Origin of the sequence: Shinella zoogloeoides, assembly GCF_003574625.1 — a bacterium.
Classification (GTDB): Bacteria; Pseudomonadota; Alphaproteobacteria; order Rhizobiales; family Rhizobiaceae; genus Shinella; species Shinella zoogloeoides_A.
In genome coordinates this window covers 66,395-82,221 of the sequence record NZ_QNUJ01000004.1, presented here as the reverse complement: position 1 = coordinate 82,221, position 15,827 = coordinate 66,395, and the positions used below count along the sequence as shown (strand labels likewise).

17 protein-coding genes are annotated in these 15,827 nt (G+C 65.8%); 11 read left to right on the top strand and 6 right to left on the bottom strand.

Going from position 1 to position 15,827, the window contains the following annotated elements:
* Positions 1 to 6: 6 nt before the first annotated feature.
* The 3 genes from DSD28_RS08780 to DSD28_RS08770 form a co-directional block, all read right to left on the bottom strand.
* Positions 7 to 957, bottom strand: a complete 951-nt coding sequence (locus DSD28_RS08780; RefSeq protein ID WP_119256020.1) for a carbohydrate ABC transporter permease — start codon at positions 955 to 957, stop codon at positions 7 to 9.
* 290 nt (positions 958 to 1,247) lie between these two features.
* Positions 1,248 to 2,507: an ABC transporter substrate-binding protein gene (locus tag DSD28_RS08775; RefSeq protein ID WP_119256019.1), complete on the bottom strand. Its 1,260-nt coding sequence runs from the start codon at positions 2,505 to 2,507 to the stop codon at positions 1,248 to 1,250.
* 44 nt (positions 2,508 to 2,551) lie between these two features.
* A complete protein-coding gene (locus DSD28_RS08770) occupies positions 2,552 to 3,445 on the bottom strand; it encodes an N-acetylmuramic acid 6-phosphate etherase (RefSeq protein WP_119256018.1) in 894 nt (297 codons plus the stop codon).
* A gap of 196 nt (positions 3,446 to 3,641) precedes the next feature.
* Between DSD28_RS08770 and DSD28_RS08765 the strand changes: the two genes are divergently transcribed.
* The 7 genes from DSD28_RS08765 to DSD28_RS08735 all read left to right on the top strand — a co-directional run bounded on the left by DSD28_RS08765 (position 3,642) and on the right by DSD28_RS08735 (position 9,974).
* Positions 3,642 to 4,529 (top strand): N-acetylglucosamine kinase, encoded by an 888-nt coding sequence (locus DSD28_RS08765; RefSeq protein ID WP_119256017.1) that lies wholly within the window; start codon positions 3,642 to 3,644, stop codon positions 4,527 to 4,529.
* Positions 4,526 to 5,290, top strand: coding sequence for a GntR family transcriptional regulator (locus DSD28_RS08760; protein WP_119256016.1), 765 nt, complete (start codon positions 4,526 to 4,528; stop codon positions 5,288 to 5,290). The genes DSD28_RS08765 and DSD28_RS08760 overlap by 4 nt, the downstream gene beginning before the upstream one ends.
* Positions 5,291 to 5,314: 24 nt before the next feature.
* Positions 5,315 to 6,337 (top strand): SIS domain-containing protein, encoded by a 1,023-nt coding sequence (locus tag DSD28_RS08755; RefSeq protein WP_119256015.1) that lies wholly within the window; start codon positions 5,315 to 5,317, stop codon positions 6,335 to 6,337.
* Positions 6,334 to 7,494, top strand: a complete 1,161-nt coding sequence (gene nagA, locus DSD28_RS08750; RefSeq protein WP_119256014.1) for an N-acetylglucosamine-6-phosphate deacetylase — start codon at positions 6,334 to 6,336, stop codon at positions 7,492 to 7,494. The genes DSD28_RS08755 and nagA overlap by 4 nt, the downstream gene beginning before the upstream one ends.
* A 90-nt stretch (positions 7,495 to 7,584) precedes the next feature.
* Positions 7,585 to 8,640: a dipeptidase gene (locus DSD28_RS08745; RefSeq protein WP_119256013.1), complete on the top strand. Its 1,056-nt coding sequence runs from the start codon at positions 7,585 to 7,587 to the stop codon at positions 8,638 to 8,640.
* 21 nt (positions 8,641 to 8,661) lie between these two features.
* Positions 8,662 to 9,408, top strand: coding sequence for a copper homeostasis protein CutC (locus DSD28_RS08740; protein WP_119256012.1), 747 nt, complete (start codon positions 8,662 to 8,664; stop codon positions 9,406 to 9,408).
* A 68-nt stretch (positions 9,409 to 9,476) separates the two neighbouring features.
* The gene (locus DSD28_RS08735) at positions 9,477 to 9,974 is read left to right on the top strand and encodes a CreA family protein (protein WP_119256377.1); all 498 of its coding nucleotides are present in this window, start codon (positions 9,477 to 9,479) and stop codon (positions 9,972 to 9,974) included.
* Between the two features lie 54 nt (positions 9,975 to 10,028).
* On the opposite strand, the gene DSD28_RS08730 is transcribed toward DSD28_RS08735, so the two are convergent.
* Positions 10,029 to 10,382 (bottom strand): hypothetical protein, encoded by a 354-nt coding sequence (locus DSD28_RS08730; RefSeq protein WP_119256011.1) that lies wholly within the window; start codon positions 10,380 to 10,382, stop codon positions 10,029 to 10,031.
* A gap of 151 nt (positions 10,383 to 10,533) precedes the next feature.
* Positions 10,534 to 10,998 carry a chemotaxis protein CheW gene (locus DSD28_RS08725; protein ID WP_117366518.1) on the bottom strand — a complete coding sequence of 155 codons (465 nt, stop codon included), beginning with the start codon at positions 10,996 to 10,998 and terminating at the stop codon, positions 10,534 to 10,536.
* A 255-nt stretch (positions 10,999 to 11,253) separates the two neighbouring features.
* On the opposite strand from DSD28_RS08725, the gene DSD28_RS25835 reads away from it, so the two are divergent.
* The 4 genes from DSD28_RS25835 to DSD28_RS08710 all read left to right on the top strand — a co-directional run bounded on the left by DSD28_RS25835 (position 11,254) and on the right by DSD28_RS08710 (position 15,526).
* Positions 11,254 to 11,412 carry a hypothetical protein gene (locus DSD28_RS25835; protein ID WP_162911309.1) on the top strand — a complete coding sequence of 53 codons (159 nt, stop codon included), beginning with the start codon at positions 11,254 to 11,256 and terminating at the stop codon, positions 11,410 to 11,412.
* A gap of 227 nt (positions 11,413 to 11,639) precedes the next feature.
* Positions 11,640 to 12,239 (top strand): SCO family protein, encoded by a 600-nt coding sequence (locus DSD28_RS08720; protein WP_119256010.1) that lies wholly within the window; start codon positions 11,640 to 11,642, stop codon positions 12,237 to 12,239.
* A 78-nt stretch (positions 12,240 to 12,317) separates the two neighbouring features.
* The gene (locus DSD28_RS08715; RefSeq protein WP_119256009.1) at positions 12,318 to 13,199 is read left to right on the top strand and encodes a 50S ribosomal protein L11 methyltransferase; all 882 of its coding nucleotides are present in this window, start codon (positions 12,318 to 12,320) and stop codon (positions 13,197 to 13,199) included.
* 491 nt (positions 13,200 to 13,690) lie between these two features.
* On the top strand, positions 13,691 to 15,526 hold the full coding sequence (locus DSD28_RS08710; protein WP_119256008.1) for an aminopeptidase P family protein: 1,836 nt from the start codon (positions 13,691 to 13,693) through the stop codon (positions 15,524 to 15,526).
* Here the strand turns inward: DSD28_RS08710 and DSD28_RS08705 are convergent.
* On the bottom strand, positions 15,516 to 15,827 hold the full coding sequence (locus DSD28_RS08705) for an AzlD family protein (protein ID WP_162911347.1): 312 nt from the start codon (positions 15,825 to 15,827) through the stop codon (positions 15,516 to 15,518). The genes DSD28_RS08710 and DSD28_RS08705 overlap by 11 nt on opposite strands.

Below are 15,827 nucleotides of genomic sequence, written 5' to 3'. Positions count from 1 at the left end.
CTCCGGTCAGAACTGGTAGCGACGCATGCGCCGCTGGATCACGAAGAGATACAGCGAGACACCGGCGAGGATGATGAGGAACATGACCGTCGCGATCGTCGCGCCCATCGAACGGTCGCCGAGCTGGAGCTGGAAGCCGAAGAAGGTGCGGTAGAGCAGCGTGCCGAGGATGTCGGTGGACTTGTCCGGCCCGGCCAGCGCGCCCTGCACGGTGTAGACGAGGTCGAAAGCGTTGAAGTTGCCGACGAAGGTGAGGATCGAGATGATGCCGATGGCCGGCATGATCAGCGGCAGCTTGATCTTCCAGAACTGGCTCCAGCCCGTCACGCCGTCGCATTCGGCCGCTTCGACCACCTCTTCCGGGATGTTCAGCAGCGCCGCATAGATCAGCATCATCGGAATGCCGACATACTGCCAGACGGAGATCAGCGACACGGCGATCAGCGCCGAGCCGGGCTTGCCGAGCCAGGGCGAGAACAGCGACTTCAGGCCGACGAGATCCATGAGATAGGGCGAGACACCCCAGATCGGCGAAAGGATCAGCTTCCAGATGAAGCCGACGATCACGAAGGAGAGCAGCGTCGGCAGGAAGATCGCCGTGCGGTAGAAGGCCGCGAAGCGCAGCTTGGGCAGCGACAGCATGGCCGCGAGCGCCACGCCGATCGGGTTCTGCACCAGCATGTGGATGACGAAGAAGACGAAGTTGTTCCTGAGCGCGTTCCAGAAGTCCGCCGCCCAGCGCTCGTCGCCGAACAGGACCTTGAAGTTGCCAAGGCCGACGAAGGTCGATTGACCGTCCACGACGTTGAACAGGGACAGGCGCAGCGTCTCGATCAGCGGCAGGATCATGACCGCCGAATAGACGATGAAGGCGGGCAGCAGGAAAACGCCGATATGCCAGCGCATGGGGCGCTTGATCGGCTCTGCTGCATCACGGGAAGAAGGTATGTCGCTCATGGCCCAGCTTGCCCCTCCGGTTGTTGTTCGTTCGGTTTTTGCATGCGCGAACGCCGTGCGCGGCAGCCCGGCCGCACATGACAAGTTCAGCATACACGATAGTGACGGGGTCGCTGCCCCAATCTGCCCTTCGGCGGCCTCTGTCCACCGGGACGAAGAGGCGATGCGGCAGGCGCGTCTGCAATAGTCAGCCGCGCCGCCCGGGTCCCTCCCCCCGCGCATGAGCGGGGAGAGGACCGGAGCGGGAAAGCCCGCTCCTCAAGCAAAGTCCGGCAGCCGAAGCGCGAGGCTTACTTCGCCGGCTTGTACCAGCTGTCGAGGCCCTTCTGGAGCTTTTCGGCGGCCACTTCCGGCGTGTCGGTGCCGTTGATGACGTTGGCCGATTCCGTCCAGGTCTCGTTTTCGAGGTTCGGCGTGCCGCGCGACAGGATCTGGTAGGTCGAACGGATCGTCGGCTTGCACTTTTCGCGCCAGGAGACGAATTCCTGCGCCAGCGGGTCGGCCATCTTCACGGCCGTCGAGTTCAGGCTGAAGAAGCCCGGCAGCGAGTTGGCGTAGATGTCGGCAAATTCCGGCGAGGAGACGAAGGTCAGGAACTTCTTGGCGGCGTCCGCATTCGGGCTCTTGGCATTGAGGCCGATGCCGATGTCGTTGTGGTCCGAGATGTAGCAGGTGTCGCCGGCATTCTTCACCGGCGGCGGGAAGGCGCCCATCTTGAACTGCGCCTGCGTGTTGAACAGGCCGATTTCCCACGAGCCGGCCGGATAGATGGCGGCGCGGCCGAGCGTGAAGAGGTTCTGGCTGTCCGGATAGGTCTGCGCCTCGAAGCCGTCGCCGAGATAGTCCTTCCACTTGGCGAGGACGCGGTAGGGCTCGACCCAGCCTTCGTCGGTCAGCTTCTGCTCGCCCTTGATCAGCGCCTTGCGGCCTTCCTCACCCTTCCAGTAGGTCGGGCCGATGTTCTGGTAGCCCATGGTCGCGGCTTCCCAGAGGTCCTTCGTGCCCATGGCCATCGGGATGTAGTTGCCGTCCGCCTTGATCTTGTCGAGCATGGCGAAGAATTCGGCTTCCGTGGCCGGCGGCGTGATGCCGAGCTGCTCGAAGGCGTCCTTGTTGTAGATGAAGCCGTGGATGACCGAGGCCATCGGCACGCAGAAGGTCTTGGAGCCGTCGTCCGTCGTCCAGGCCGACTTGGCGACGTCGGAGAAGTTCTCCATGCCCGGCAGGTCGTTGAGGGCGGTCAGGTGACCCTTGTTGAAGAGTTCGAGCGAAGCGTCGAACGGACGGCAGGTGATGAGGTCACCCGCCGAGCCGGCGTCCAGCTTGGCGTTGAGCGCGGCATTGTACTCGGTCGGCGCGGTCGGCGCGAAGACGACCTTGATGCCCGGATTCTTCGCTTCGAAGGCCGGGATGATCTTTTCCTGCCAGATGGCGAGGTCGTCGTTGCGCCAGCTTTCGACCGTCAGCGTGACGTCCGCCGCCTGAGCGATCCCGGCCGTGCCGAGGATGCTCGTGGCAAGAAGCAGACCTTTGATAGCGTTGCGTGTCATTGCATTCTCCCCTTTTATGCGCCGTAGCGCGTTTTGAGACCAGTTTATCCGATGGAATTGAGGGCGCGGCGAAGGCTCTGCCCCGAACGCTCCAGCGCCGCCTGTGCGGCGCCGGGATCCTCCGCCCCCGCGGCCAGAAGCACGGCCGCCTTGACCGAGCCCCCGGAGCGCGCAAGAAGGCGCTCCGCCTCGTCGAGCCCGACACCCGAAATGTCGGAAACGATGCGGCAGGCGCGCCCTTTCAATTTGATGTTGTCGGCCTTGAGATTGACCATGTGCCCGTCATGGACATGGCCGAGATGGATGCCGACGAGCGTCGAGAACAGGTTGAAGGCGATCTTCTGCGCCGTGCCGGCACCCATGCGCGTCGAACCGGAAATCACCTCCGGCGGCGTCTGCAGAAGAATGGAGACATCGGCGCCCTTAAAGAGCGGCGCGCCCGGATTATTGGCCATCGCGACGACGCGGGCACCCTTCTCCCTCGCATGGGCGGCCATCGCCAGCGCATAAGGCGTGCTGCCGCTCGCGGAAACGCAGATCACGCAGTCCTTCGCATCGACGCCGGCGGAAACGGCATCGTTCACGGCAAGGTCGCGGTCGTCTTCATAGCCGCCGGCAAGGTCGACGAGGCTCGCGGCACCGCCGGCGAGCAGGATGACGATGCGGTCATGCGCGATGCCGTAGGTGCCGGGAAGCTCGAGCGCATCCGCCATGGCCATGAGGCCGGAACTGCCGGCGCCGGCATAGACGAGGCGGCCGCCGGAAAGAAGCGCATCGGCGGCAAGGCGGGCGGCGGCGGCGATATCGGCAAGCGCGGCATCGACCACGGCGGCCGCGGCCTTCTGCCCATCCGCAAGCACTTTCAGCGCGTCCACGGGCTGACGTTCGTCCAGCCCGTTCGCCTGATCATGCCTGCCCTCGGTCCTGCCTGCGGCCATGTCGTTTCTCCTCTGGCCGAAATTAATGCCAAAAAAATACCAATTGTCCATAGGAAATTAATTTATGAGACCACTTTTTTGGCCTCAAATATTTTAATCGATAAAAATCAATTAGTTACATAAAAGCTGATTTTCGATACCACCATACCCCTTGGTTAATGGTATTTTTTTGGTATCGTTGTGCTCGGAGGTGCCCATGACTGACTATATTCTCGGTATCGACGGTGGGGGAACGAGCTGCCGCGCAGCGGTGGCGCGGCCGGACGGCATCATCCTCGGTCGCGGCAAGAGCGGCGCGGCCAATATCCTGACCGATCCCAACAACGCGATCATCTCCATCACGGAAGCGGCGAAAGCCGCCTATCGCGACGCCGGGCTCGACGAAGCCGGTGTCAACGGCGCCTCGGCCTTTCTCGGCCTTGCCGGCACCAATGTCGGCGACCTTACCCGCTATGTGCACGACCGCCTGCCCTTCCGCCACACCGACATCGACAGCGACGGCCTGATCGCCCTGCAGGGCGCGATCGGCGACGGCGACGGCGCGGTGGCGATCCTCGGCACCGGTTCCATCTATATGGCGCGCCGGAACAACACCGTCCGCTATATCGGCGGCTGGGGCTTCACCGTCGGCGATCTCGGCGGCGGCGCGCGGCTCGGCCATGCGCTTCTCCAGGAGGCGCTGCTCGCCCATGACGGCGTGCATCCGCGCTCGGGCGTTACCGACGCCATCCTGGAGGAATTCAAGGGCGACCCGCGCGGCATCGTCGAATTCGCGCGCCTCTCCAAGCCCGGCGACTTCGGCCGCTTCGCCCCCGTCCTCTTCGACCATGCCCGCCGGGGCGACGCCCAGGCGATCGCCATCGTCAAGGCGGGCGCGGCGACGGTGAACGAATCCCTCGACGCCATCATGGCGCTGGCCGGCGAACAGCGCCTCTGCCTGCTCGGCGGCCTTGCGCCGATCTATCCGGAATGGTTGTGCGAACGGCACCGCTCGATCCTCGTCGAGGCCGAGGCCGATGCGCTGACCGGCGCCGTGGCGCTCGCCGCCAAGGGCTACCGGCAAAGAACGGGAGCGGCCGCATGAGCACGCCCCTTTCCGCCATCCTGACGCCGGAAAGCCTGCAATCGGGCGTGCCCGGTCCGCTCTACCTGAAGCTCCGCCAGACGCTGGAGGACGCCATCACCTCCGGCAAGCTGAATTACGGCGATGCCCTGCCGGCGGAACGCGACCTTGCCGACCATGCCAATGTCAGCCGCGTCACCGTGCGCAAGGCCGTCGACGATCTCGTCAAGGACGGCCTCCTGGTCCGCCGCCACGGCTCCGGCACCTTCGTCGCAAAGCCGGTCTCGAAGGTGCAGCAGTCGCTCTCGCGCCTCACCTCCTTTACCGAGGACATGGCGCGGCGCGGCCTGACGACGCGCGCCGAGTGGATCGACCGCGGCCTGTTCCATCCCTCGCCCGACGAGATGATGATGCTCGGCCTGCCCGCCGACGCGCTTGTCGCCCGCCTCGGGCGCCTGCGCGTTGCCGACGACATGCCGCTTGCCATCGAGCGCGCCTGCATCTCCGCCGAGTTCCTGCCCGATCCCATGCAGGTGCAGGGCTCGCTCTATGCCGCGCTGGAAAAGCGCGGCTGCCGCCCGGTGCGCGCCGTGCAGCGCATCTCCGCCTACAACATGAAGGACCCGGACGCCTCGATGCTCGGCGTGCCGCCGGGCGCGGCGGGCCTTTCCATCGAGCGCATCTCCTATCTGCGCACCGGCCGGGTGGTCGAGTTCACCCGCTCCATCTACCGCGGCGACGCCTACGATTTCGTCGCCGAACTGACGCTGTCCGACACGTGAGCGTCCAATCGCAAAGGGAATTCCATGCAGACCAACATGCGAAAAGAGATCAATGAAATCCCAGAAGCGGCGGCCCGCCTGCTTGCCGGCTCCGCCGATGCCATCGCCGCTGCCGGCAAGGCGCTGCGCGAGCGCGATCCGCAGTTCTTCGTCACGGTCGCCCGCGGTTCCTCCGACCACGCGGCCCTCTTCCTGAAATATGCGATCGAACTCACCGCCGGCCGGCCGGTCGCTTCCCTCGGCCCATCGCTCGCCTCGATCTACGGCGCGAAGCTGAAGCTCGGCGGCGGCGCGGCCATCGCCATCTCCCAGTCGGGCAAGAGCCCGGACATCGTCGCCATGGCCGACGGCGCCACGAAGGGCGGCGCGATCTCCATCGCGCTCACCAACACGCTGCCCTCGCCGCTCGCCGATGCCTGCACCCATTCGCTCGATCTTTCGGCCGGCCCGGAAATCAGCGTCGCGGCGACGAAGTCCTATGTGAACTCCATCGTCGCCGGCCTTGCCGTGCTCGCCGAATGGACGGGCGACGCCGATCTCGACCGCGCCGTGAAGAACCTGCCGGAACAGTTCGCCAAGGCCGTCGCGCTCGACTGGTCCGAGCTTGCCGGCGACCTCAAGGACGCGCAGTCGCTCTATGTCCTCGGCCGCGGCCCGGGCCTTGCCATTGCGAGCGAGGCCGCGCTGAAGTTCAAGGAAACCTCGGGCATGCATGCCGAGGCCTATTCCTCGGCGGAAGTGCTGCACGGCCCCGTCGCCCTCGTCGGCCCCTCCTTCCCGGTGATCGCCCTTGCCGCCCGCGATGCGGCCGAAGCCTCCGTCACCGGCATGGCCGACAGCCTCGCCGAGCGCGGCGCCTATGTCGGCATCACCGCGGCCGGCGCCAAGAGCGCGCGAAAACTGCCCTTCGTCGCCACGGGACATCCGATCACCGACGCGCTGGCGCTGATCGTTCCCTTCTACGGCTTCGTCGAAGCCTGGTCGCGCGGGCGCGGCCTCGACCCCGACAAGCCGGTCAACCTCAAGAAAGTGACGGAAACCCGATGACAGCCCTCACCGCCATTACCGGAGCCCGGATCTTCGACGGCAATCTGTGGCATGACGACAGCGCGCTCATCGTCGAGGGCGGCAAGATCGCCGCCATCGCCGCGCTGCGCGACGTGCCGGCCGACGCCCGGATCGTGCCGATGGACGGGCTTTCGCTCGTTCCCGGCTTCATCGATCTCCAGGTCAATGGCGGCGGCGGCGTGCTGCTCAACGAGCAGCACGATGTCGAGGGCATCCGCACCATGTGCGCCGCCCATGCCCGGTTCGGCACCACCGGCCTCCTGCCGACGCTGATCACCGACAACCGCGAGGTGACCGCGAAGACCATCGCGGCCGGCCTTGCGGCGCGCGAAGCGGGCGTGCCCGGCTTCCTCGGCCTGCATCTCGAAGGCCCGCATCTTTCCATCGCCCGCAAGGGCGCGCACGACCCGGCTCTCATCCGGCCGATGGAACAGGCGGACCTCGAACGGACCATCGCCGCCCGCAAGGGCCTCGATACCCTGCTGATGACGCTCGCACCGGAAAACGCGACCAACGAGCAGATCGCCGCGCTGCATGCGGCCGGCGTCACCGTCAGCCTCGGCCATTCCGACAGCAGCTATGCCACGGCGGCGGCGGCCGTCGAGGCGGGCGCGCACATGATGACGCATCTCTTCAACGCCATGAGCCAGCTCGGCAACCGCGAGCCCGGCATGGTCGGCGCGGCGCTCGATCTCGGCCATGTCAATGCCGGCCTGATCGCCGACGGCTACCATGTCCACCCCGTCGCCATCCGCGCGGCGCTCCGGGCAAAGCGCGGCCCCGGCCGCATCTTCCTCGTCACCGACGCCATGTCGCCCATCGGCACGGACATGACGAGCTTCTTCCTGAACGGCCGCGAGATCTTCCGCGAGGGCGGGCGCCTGACGCTGGCCGACGGCACGCTCGCCGGCGCCGACATCGATATGGCTTCCTGCGTGCGCTACATGCGCGACACCGTGGGCATCGATATGGAAGAGGCCCTGCGCATGGCCTCGCTCTATCCCGCCGAGGCCATCGGCATGACCGGCCGTAAGGGCCGCCTCACCCATGGCCACGACGCCGATTTCGCGGTCATCGACGACGGCGTAAATGTCCTGTCGACCTGGATCGGCGGCATCCCGGTCTTCCATGCCTGATGCATGACGGCCCCGCCGCTCTCCTTGCGGACCGCGGCGGAATCGGCTCTACCCGAGCCCAGCAGGATAGAATTTGTCCGGGAGCGGTACATGCAATTGATCTTCGACGGCCACAACGATGTTCTCCTTCGGCTCTGGGAGCATGCGCGGGAGGGGATCGATCCCGTCGCCGAATTCGCCCACGGAACCGACAAGGGCCATATCGACGCCCCGCGCGCGCTGAAGGGCGGCCTTGCCGGCGGCTTCTGCGCCATGTTCATCCCGCCGAACGAGGACTATCCGGCGCGGGAAGTCGACGCGAACGGCCATTACAGCATTCCGATGGTCGGCCCGCTGGAACAGCCCGCCGCGCTCGCCACCGCGCTCGAAATGGCCGCGATCGCCTTCCGGCTGGAACGCGCCGGCGCGCTTTCGATCTGCCGCTCCACCGCCGATATCCGCGCCGCCATGGAGGCCCGCCGCTTCGCCGCCGTGCTGCATATCGAAGGCTGCGAGCCGATCGCAGAGGACCTCTCGACACTGGAGACGCTTTACGCCGCGGGCCTGCGCTCGCTCGGCCCGGTCTGGAGCCGGCACAACCGCTTCGGCCACGGCGTGCCCTTCGCCTTCCCCTCCTCGCCCGATACCGGCCCCGGCCTCACCCCGGCCGGCGTCGCGCTGGTGAAGGAATGCGACCGGCTCGGCATCATGATCGACCTTGCCCACATCACCGAAAAGGGCTTCTGGGACGTGGCGCGCGAAAGCACGCAGCCGCTCGTCGCCACCCATTCCAACGCCCATGCGCTGACGCCGATCTCGCGTAACCTCACCGACCGCCAGTTCGATGCGATCCGCGAGCGCAAGGGCATTGCCGGCCTCAACTACGCGACCACGATGCTGCGCGCCGACGGCATGGAGAATGCCGACACGCCGCTCTCCGACATGGTTCGCCATATCGACCATATGGTGGAGCGCATGGGCATCGACTGCGTGGCGATCGGCTCGGACTTCGACGGCGCGACGATCCCCGCCGCCATCGGCGATGCGGCCGGCAACCAGGCGCTGGTCGAGGCGCTGCGCGCCGCCGGCTACGGCGAGGACGACCTTGCGAAACTTTGCCGCGAGAACTGGCTGCGGCTTTTGAAAACCGTCTGGCGCGAAGCCTGACGAACAACACGGACAGATTACATGACCAAGCCCCTCATCGAACTCTGCGTCGAAGGCATCGACGGTTTCCTCGCGGCCCAGGAGGCCGGCGCCGACCGGGTGGAGCTCTGCGCAAGCCTGATGGAGGGCGGCCTGACCCCGAGCCTCGCGACGATCCGCGCCGCCGTGAAGGCCGCGCGCATTCCCGTCCACGCCATCATCCGCCCGCGCGGCGGCGACTTCCTCTATTCGGATACCGAATTCGAGACCATGGTCGAGGACATCAGGGCGCTGAAAAGCGAGGGCGTCTCCGGCGTCGTGATCGGCTGCCTCACGCCGGACGGCCGGATCGATGAGGAACGCACCCGCGCGCTGGTCGAGGCGGCACGGCCGATGTCCGTCACCTGCCACCGCGCCTTCGACATGACGGCGGATGCCGGCGAGGCGCTGGAGGCCCTGATCCGCTGCGGCATCGACCGCGTGCTGACCTCCGGCCAGCGCGACACCGCCGTCGAAGGCATTGCCATCCTGAGAAGCGCGGTTGAGCAGGCCGCCGGCCGCATCGTCATCATGGGCTGCGGCGCGCTCGACGCCGGCAACATCCGCAAGGTCCGCGATGAGGCCGGCCTTGCCGAGATGCATTTCGCGGCGCTGACGACCGTGCCGAGCGGCATGGTCTTCCGCAATCCGCATGTCGGCATGGGCGGCACCGAGAAGGACCGCGAATACGAACTGACATTGACGGACAAGGACGCCGTCCGGGCGACCATCGCCGCCGCAAAATCCTGACGCGCCATCTTGCGGGCAGCGGTCGGTTATCCCTACCTTTCACGGGAACAAGGAGACCTGCCATGCCCATGCCTTCTGCCCATGCCTGCCTGCGCACCACTCTCACCGCCGGCCTGCTGGCTGTCGCCGCCCTTCCCGCCGCCGCCGATACGGTGGGCAAGGTCGGCGTCGACTGGATCGGCAACGATATCTATGTCGATGCGGTGAGCGATCCCAAGGTCTCCGGCGTGACGTGCCACGTCACCTATTTCGACCGCTCGGTCATCGACCGCCTGCAGAAGGGCAACTGGTTCGAGGACCCGTCGAACAATGCCATCTCCTGCCAGCAGACAGGCCCGATCACCATCGACGATATCGATCTTTCCCGCGGCGGCGAGGAGGTCTTCAAGGCCGGTCTGTCGCTGATCTGGAAATCGCTGATCGTCACGCGCGTCTACGACAGAAAGAACGACACGCTGATCTACCTCGCCCATTCGCGCGAGGTGGTGAACGGCTCGGCGAAGATGTCGATCTCGACCGTCCCGCTCTATGGCGAGACCGTGACCTGGACCAAGGGCAAACCATGAAAAACGCCCCGGCCGTGATTGGCTCGGGGCGCGGTTCGCGGAACGGCAAGGCATCTACCTCACATAGACGATCTTGCTGCCGTCGGCCGCCGTTTTGATTTCGACGACATTGTTGAGCTGGACGTTCTTGGAAGCAAGAAGCGCCGTCAGGTCCGGGTTGGACTGAAGTTCAGCCTGCACCCGCTCGACCGAGGCCGGATCGTTCATCCGGTGAGAGAGGCGGTCGAATTCGCCGCGCTGGCTCTGGTCCATTTCCAGCGTCGACATCTGCACGACACTCACGTTGTCGGTGCCGATCGAGCCGGTGGTCATCCTGTCCGCATCCATGCCCTGCTGGGCATAGGCGACGCCTGCGACGGGCGACACGGCGAGAAGCGAGGCAAGGGCGATCGTAACTGTCCTGTTCATTGTCATTCTCCACTGTTTTCATTTGCGGAAGCATGGAGAAAACGGGAGGAGTCTCGTTTGGTTCCTCATGGATTTTCACGAGAACGTGCGCAGCCGAAAGCGCCCGGCGGAGACGACGGGCGCTTTCGCTGAAATTCCGGTGCCTTCGGCCTCAGGCGGCCTGGGCGAGTTCGTCGGCGATGACGGTGTCGAGGTTGAGGAAGCAGACCATCGACTTTTCCAGCGCCACGATGCCGCGGCAGAAGGCGCGCTGGGCTTCCGGGATGATCTCCGGCGCCGGCTGCAGGGCTTCGCTCTTGATGGTCATCATGTCGGAGACCTGCTCGACGAGGAGGCCGACCAGCTTGCCGGCGATATCCGTGACGATGATCGCGGAGCGCTCGGACGGCTCGGTCATCTTCATGCCGAGACGGCAGGCCATGTCGATGACCGGGATCACCGCGCCGCGCAGGTTGATGAGGCCGAGCACATAGGGCGGCGTGTGCGGCATCGGCGTCACCGGCGCCCAGCCGCGGATTTCGCGGATGGCCATGATGTCGATGCAGAATTCCTGCTCACCGAGATGGAAGGAAACGATTTCGAGATAGGCGCCGGACTGCTTGATGGCGTTGGACATGGACAAGACCTCTTCCCGACGAGGGAGCGAACTGTGAGAGATGCGCGGCGCGCCGTTCGGCGTGCGGCGGACGTCATGTCCCGGAGCCCGAGGGCCTGATGCGCGTCATGGCAAGGTGACAAAGAGAGATTAAACAATGCCTAAGGAAACCTTGCAGAATGAGGTATTCCGGCCGGTTTCGGCACATTGAAACGCCTGACGTAGCGGCAGGCCGGGGCGGTTTCGAACATGGCCGTTCCGTGCTATGGTCCCGCCATGGACAAGACAGCCCGCCGATATACCGTCGTTCCCGCCGCGCTGGTCGCGCTCGGGCTCGCCGTCATGGTCGCGACGGCGGCCTTTGCCGGCTGGCTGGAGCACGGCACGGCGATCTTCCTCAGCCTTGCCGAATCCGGCATGTCCTGGTGCTTCTGATCACAATCGCGCGAGCCCTTCCGCTTTGCCGGCATTGCGGCAATTGGCGCGTTTGCGCGCCCTGCGCCGAAGGACTATGACACCGGGCGAGCGGCGTTGCCGACATGAGCATTTCCAGCCGAAGCGGGATCGCTTCGGCGCCGGACAATGCGGCGAAACAAAGAGTTGGGGCGCTTTCGCGATTCGAAGAAAAGCGAAAATGCTCCGGAGCCCACCGAAGGACTGCCATGAAGACCCTGCGCCTCGTACTCTGGATCGCCGTCGCGCTCGTCGCCGGCCTGCTCGGCTGGTTCACGCTGGAAATGACCCGCTCCAAGGACCAGGTGGCGAGCGGTCCGTTCGGCGTGCCCTTCGAACTCGTCGCCCAGGACGGCAAGCCGATCACCGAGAAGGCCTTCACCGGCAAGCCGACAGCCCTCTTCTTCGGCTTCACCCATTGCCCGGAAGTCTGCCCGACGACGCTCTTCGAGCTCAACGGCTGGCTCGACAAGGTGGACCCGGACGGCAGCAAGCTGCAGGCCTATTTCGTCACCGTCGACCCGGAGCGCGATACGCCCGAGCTGATGGGCCAGTATGTCGGCAACGTCTCCAAGCGCATCACCGGCATTTCCGGCCCGCCGGCCAAGGTGCTGGACATGGTCAAGGGCTTCCGCGTCTATTACCGCAAGGTGCCGCTCGACGAGGAAAAGCCGGACGGCGACTACACGATGGACCACACGGCCTCGGTCTTCCTGCTCGACGCGACCGGCCGCTTCACCGGCACGATCTCCTATGGCGAAAACCCGGACGTCGCCGAAAAGAAGCTCGCCAACCTGATCAAGGGATAAGCGCGCTTACCGGCGATCCACCTTTGCCCTCGGCTTTCGGACATGCTAGGCGGACCTGAAACAACAGGAACCCGGCCCGTGAGCGAAATCCGCCTCTATATCAGCACCACCGAGCAAAAGGCGGAAGCGGCACTTTCGCTGATGAGCGACGCCTTCGAGGAAGAAGGCTACGCCATCGCCACGATGGAGATCGACGAGAAGAACGACGTCTGGGAAGCCTCCGTCTACATGTTCCGGCCGGAAGAGGCGGATATCCACGAACGCTTCGCCGCCCTGCTCGCCGCCGATTTCCCGGGCGTCGAGATCCAGCGCGAGGTTCTTCCCGATATCGACTGGATCGCCAAGTCGCTCGAGGGCCTGAAGCCCGTGCGCGCCGGGCGCTTCGTCGTGCACGGCTCGCATGACCGCGGCACGGCGCGCGCCGGCGAGATATCCATCGAGATCGATGCCGGGCAGGCCTTCGGCACCGGCCATCACGGCACGACGGCGGGCTGCCTGGAAGTCATCTTCGACGTGATGCGCAAGCGCAGGGTAAAGCGCGCGCTCGACCTTGGAACGGGCAGCGGCGTGCTGGCGATCGCCGCGCGCAAGCTCGCCCCCATCCGGGTGCTGGCGACCGACATCGATCCCATCGCCACCCGCGTCGCGCGCGAGAACGTGCGCCTCAACGGCATAGCCTCGGGCATCGCGCTGGAAACCGCGCCGGGCTTCCACTCCACCGCCTTCGGTCGCCACGGTCCGTTCGATCTGATCATCGCCAATATCCTCGCCCGCCCGCTGATGCGCATGGCCCCGCAACTGGCGGCGCAGCTCGCCCCGAACGGCGACGTCATCCTGTCGGGTATCCTCGCCTCGCAACGCTGGAAGGTGCTCGCCGCCTATAACGGCGCGGGCCTGCGCCATGTGAAGACCATCTGGCGCGAAGGCTGGGTGACGATCCACCTCGACAACCGCCGCTAGGCTTCTCTCTCCTCATCTCCATCGCCCTCGGGCTCGCCCCGAGGCCATGGCGCGGTGTCGACTGGAAATCCGGGCAAAATAAAAGGCGGTGCCAGAGGCACCGCCTATGGACCGGCGAACCGGCCTGCCCGCGAGCTTGAGGAGGAGGAGTGCTCGAGCGGACCTATGTGTTCCGAGCGCCTTCCCGGAGGAGGGAGGAGGAGTGACCGGCAAGACGCCTGATCGGAACACCTAGCTATGTGCGACACGAAGGACTGGAGGAACTTTCACTTCGTTTCGCTTGAAGCGCGTTTAAGTTCGCTTCGTTGACGCCGCTTATAATCGATAGAAAAAATAGAGATAGTCCCTTTTGCGTCATGGGTGCCATGCGCGGAGCGCATAAGTCCAATCTGAGACCTCTCGATCCGTCCGTATGCCCCCGCCCGCGTTTCCCTCCCTGCCGGGATCGGTTAAATTGCCTGCACGATTCATCGCCTCACCGGAAGCCACCCATGTTCCAGAGTTTCGACGTCACCTCCACGCCCCAGTTCGGCCGCGAGCGCGCGGATGCACTGCGCGCCTCCTTCGACACGCTCGGCATCGACGGCTTCCTCGTGCCGCGCGCCGATGAATATCAGGGCGAATATGTGCCGGCCTCCGCCGAGCGCCTGTCCTGGCTGACGGGCTTTACCGGCTCGGCGGGCGTCGCGCTCGTCATGCGCGGCGAGGCCGTGGTCTTCGTCGACGGGCGCTATGTCACGCAGCTCGCCGAGCAGGTGGACGGCACGGTCTTCACCGGCGGCGACCTCGTCGGCGAACCGCCGCATCTCTGGCTGCAAAATCATGCGCCGAAGGGCTTCCGCCTCGGTATCGATCCCTGGCTGCACACCGGCGCGGAAGTGCGCCGGCTGGAAAAGGCGCTTGCCGGCCTCGGCGGCGCGCTCGTCCTCCTGCCGCACAACCCGCTCGACCGCATCTGGACCGGCCGCCCGAGCGAACCGCTCGGCCGCGTCGCCATCCAGACCATCGACCATGCCGGGGAGCTCGCCAGGGACAAGCTCGTGAAGATGGCCGAGGCGACGGCGAAGGCCGGCGCCGATGCCCTCGCCGTCACCGATCCCTCCTCCATCGCCTGGATCTTCAACATCCGCGGCAGCGACGTGCCGCACACGCCCCACCCGCTGGCCCGCGCCATCATCCCGGCGAACGGCCGCCCGCAGCTCTTCCTCGACAAGCGCAAGACCGGCATCGAGCAGGAAGCCTATCTCACGCAGCTCGCCGACCTCGTGCCCCCCTCACAGTTCGACGAACGCATCGCGGCGCTGGCGGCGGAAGGCAAGCGCATCCTCATTGACCCGGACCACGCACCCTTCGCGCTGGCCGAGATCGTCCGCGGCAAGGGCGGCACGCTCGTCGAGGCCGCCGACCCGGCCCGCCTGCCCCGCGCCTGCAAGAACGACGTCGAGCTTCAGGGCTCCGCCCGCGCCCATCTCCAGGACGGCGCGGCCATGGTGGAATTCCTCGCCTGGCTCGATGGCACGACGCCGGGAACCGAGACCGAGATCGCCGTCACGAAGAAGCTGGAAGAGGTGCGCCGCCGCGTCGGCGAGCGCCAGCAGAACCCGCTGAAGGACATTTCCTTCGACACCATCTCCGGCGCCGGCGCGCATGCCGCCATCATGCATTACCGCGTGACGACGGCGAGCGATGCGACGCTCGAACCGGGCACGCTCTTCCTCATCGATTCCGGCGCGCAATATATCAACGGCACGACGGACATCACCCGCACGGTCGCCATCGGCGCGGTGCCGGAGGAGCAGAAGCGCTTCTTCACGCTGGTCCTCAAGGGCATGATCGCCATCAGCACGGCCCGCTTCCCCAAAGGAACGCGCGGCTGCGATCTCGACCCCCTCGCCCGCATCGCCCTGTGGAAGGCCGGCGCCGACTTCGCGCACGGCACCGGCCATGGCGTCGGCTCGTATCTCTCGGTGCATGAAGGCCCGCAGCGCATTTCGCGGCTTTCGACACAGGAGCTTCTGCCCGGCATGATCCTCTCGAACGAACCGGGCTACTACCGCCCCGGCAGCTTCGGCATCCGCATCGAGAACCTCATCCACACCCTGCCGGCCGCGCCCGTCGAGGGCGGTGATATCGACATGCTCGGTTTCGGGACGCTGACCTTCTGCCCCATCGACCGCCGCCTCGTCGTGCCGGCGCTGATGACGGACGAGGAGCTCGCCTGGTTCAATGCCTATCACGCCGAAACGCGCGAAAAGATCGCGCCGCTCCTTTCGGACGACGCGACGAAGGCATGGCTGGAAAAGGCGACGGCCCCGATCAGCCGATGACGTGACGCAGGATCATCACGACGATCCAGCCCACGCCCAGCATCGGCAGAAGCGAGATACGCAGGCCGACGAGGAAGGCGACCGCCATGGTGAGGGTGACGTCGAGGCCGCCGGTCACGGCGGCCGGCGCCACCAGCGTCGTCAGGACCGCGGCCGGAACGGCATTCAGCGCCGCTTCGGCCCGCGGCGGAATGCGCTTCATGCGCGTAATGAAGACATAGCCGCCGATGCGCGTGAGATAGGTGGCGATCGCGCCGGCCGCGATGATCAGCAGTGTCTGGGTGTGGAACATCGTGTCCAT

Excerpts from the sequence above, each read along its gene's own strand:
- DSD28_RS08705 (WP_162911347.1), bottom strand. The coding sequence starts at position 15,827 with ATGGACACGATGTTCCACACCCAGACACTGCTGATCATCGCGGCCGGC.
- DSD28_RS08725 (WP_117366518.1), bottom strand. The coding sequence starts at position 10,998 with ATGTCCAACGCCATCAAGCAGTCCGGCGCCTATCTCGAAATCGTTTCC.
- DSD28_RS08720 (WP_119256010.1), top strand. The coding sequence starts at position 11,640 with ATGAAGACCCTGCGCCTCGTACTCTGGATCGCCGTCGCGCTCGTCGCC.
- DSD28_RS25835 (WP_162911309.1), top strand. The coding sequence starts at position 11,254 with ATGGACAAGACAGCCCGCCGATATACCGTCGTTCCCGCCGCGCTGGTC.
- DSD28_RS08730 (WP_119256011.1), bottom strand. The coding sequence starts at position 10,382 with ATGAACAGGACAGTTACGATCGCCCTTGCCTCGCTTCTCGCCGTGTCG.
- DSD28_RS08740 (WP_119256012.1), top strand. The coding sequence starts at position 8,662 with ATGACCAAGCCCCTCATCGAACTCTGCGTCGAAGGCATCGACGGTTTC.
- DSD28_RS08770 (WP_119256018.1), bottom strand. The coding sequence starts at position 3,445 with ATGGCCGCAGGCAGGACCGAGGGCAGGCATGATCAGGCGAACGGGCTG.
- DSD28_RS08760 (WP_119256016.1), top strand. The coding sequence starts at position 4,526 with ATGAGCACGCCCCTTTCCGCCATCCTGACGCCGGAAAGCCTGCAATCG.
- DSD28_RS08755 (WP_119256015.1), top strand. The coding sequence starts at position 5,315 with ATGCAGACCAACATGCGAAAAGAGATCAATGAAATCCCAGAAGCGGCG.
- DSD28_RS08745 (WP_119256013.1), top strand. The coding sequence starts at position 7,585 with ATGCAATTGATCTTCGACGGCCACAACGATGTTCTCCTTCGGCTCTGG.
- DSD28_RS08765 (WP_119256017.1), top strand. The coding sequence starts at position 3,642 with ATGACTGACTATATTCTCGGTATCGACGGTGGGGGAACGAGCTGCCGC.
- DSD28_RS08735 (WP_119256377.1), top strand. The coding sequence starts at position 9,477 with ATGCCTTCTGCCCATGCCTGCCTGCGCACCACTCTCACCGCCGGCCTG.
- DSD28_RS08710 (WP_119256008.1), top strand. The coding sequence starts at position 13,691 with ATGTTCCAGAGTTTCGACGTCACCTCCACGCCCCAGTTCGGCCGCGAG.
- nagA (WP_119256014.1), top strand. The coding sequence starts at position 6,334 with ATGACAGCCCTCACCGCCATTACCGGAGCCCGGATCTTCGACGGCAAT.
- DSD28_RS08775 (WP_119256019.1), bottom strand. The coding sequence starts at position 2,507 with ATGACACGCAACGCTATCAAAGGTCTGCTTCTTGCCACGAGCATCCTC.
- DSD28_RS08780 (WP_119256020.1), bottom strand. The coding sequence starts at position 957 with ATGAGCGACATACCTTCTTCCCGTGATGCAGCAGAGCCGATCAAGCGC.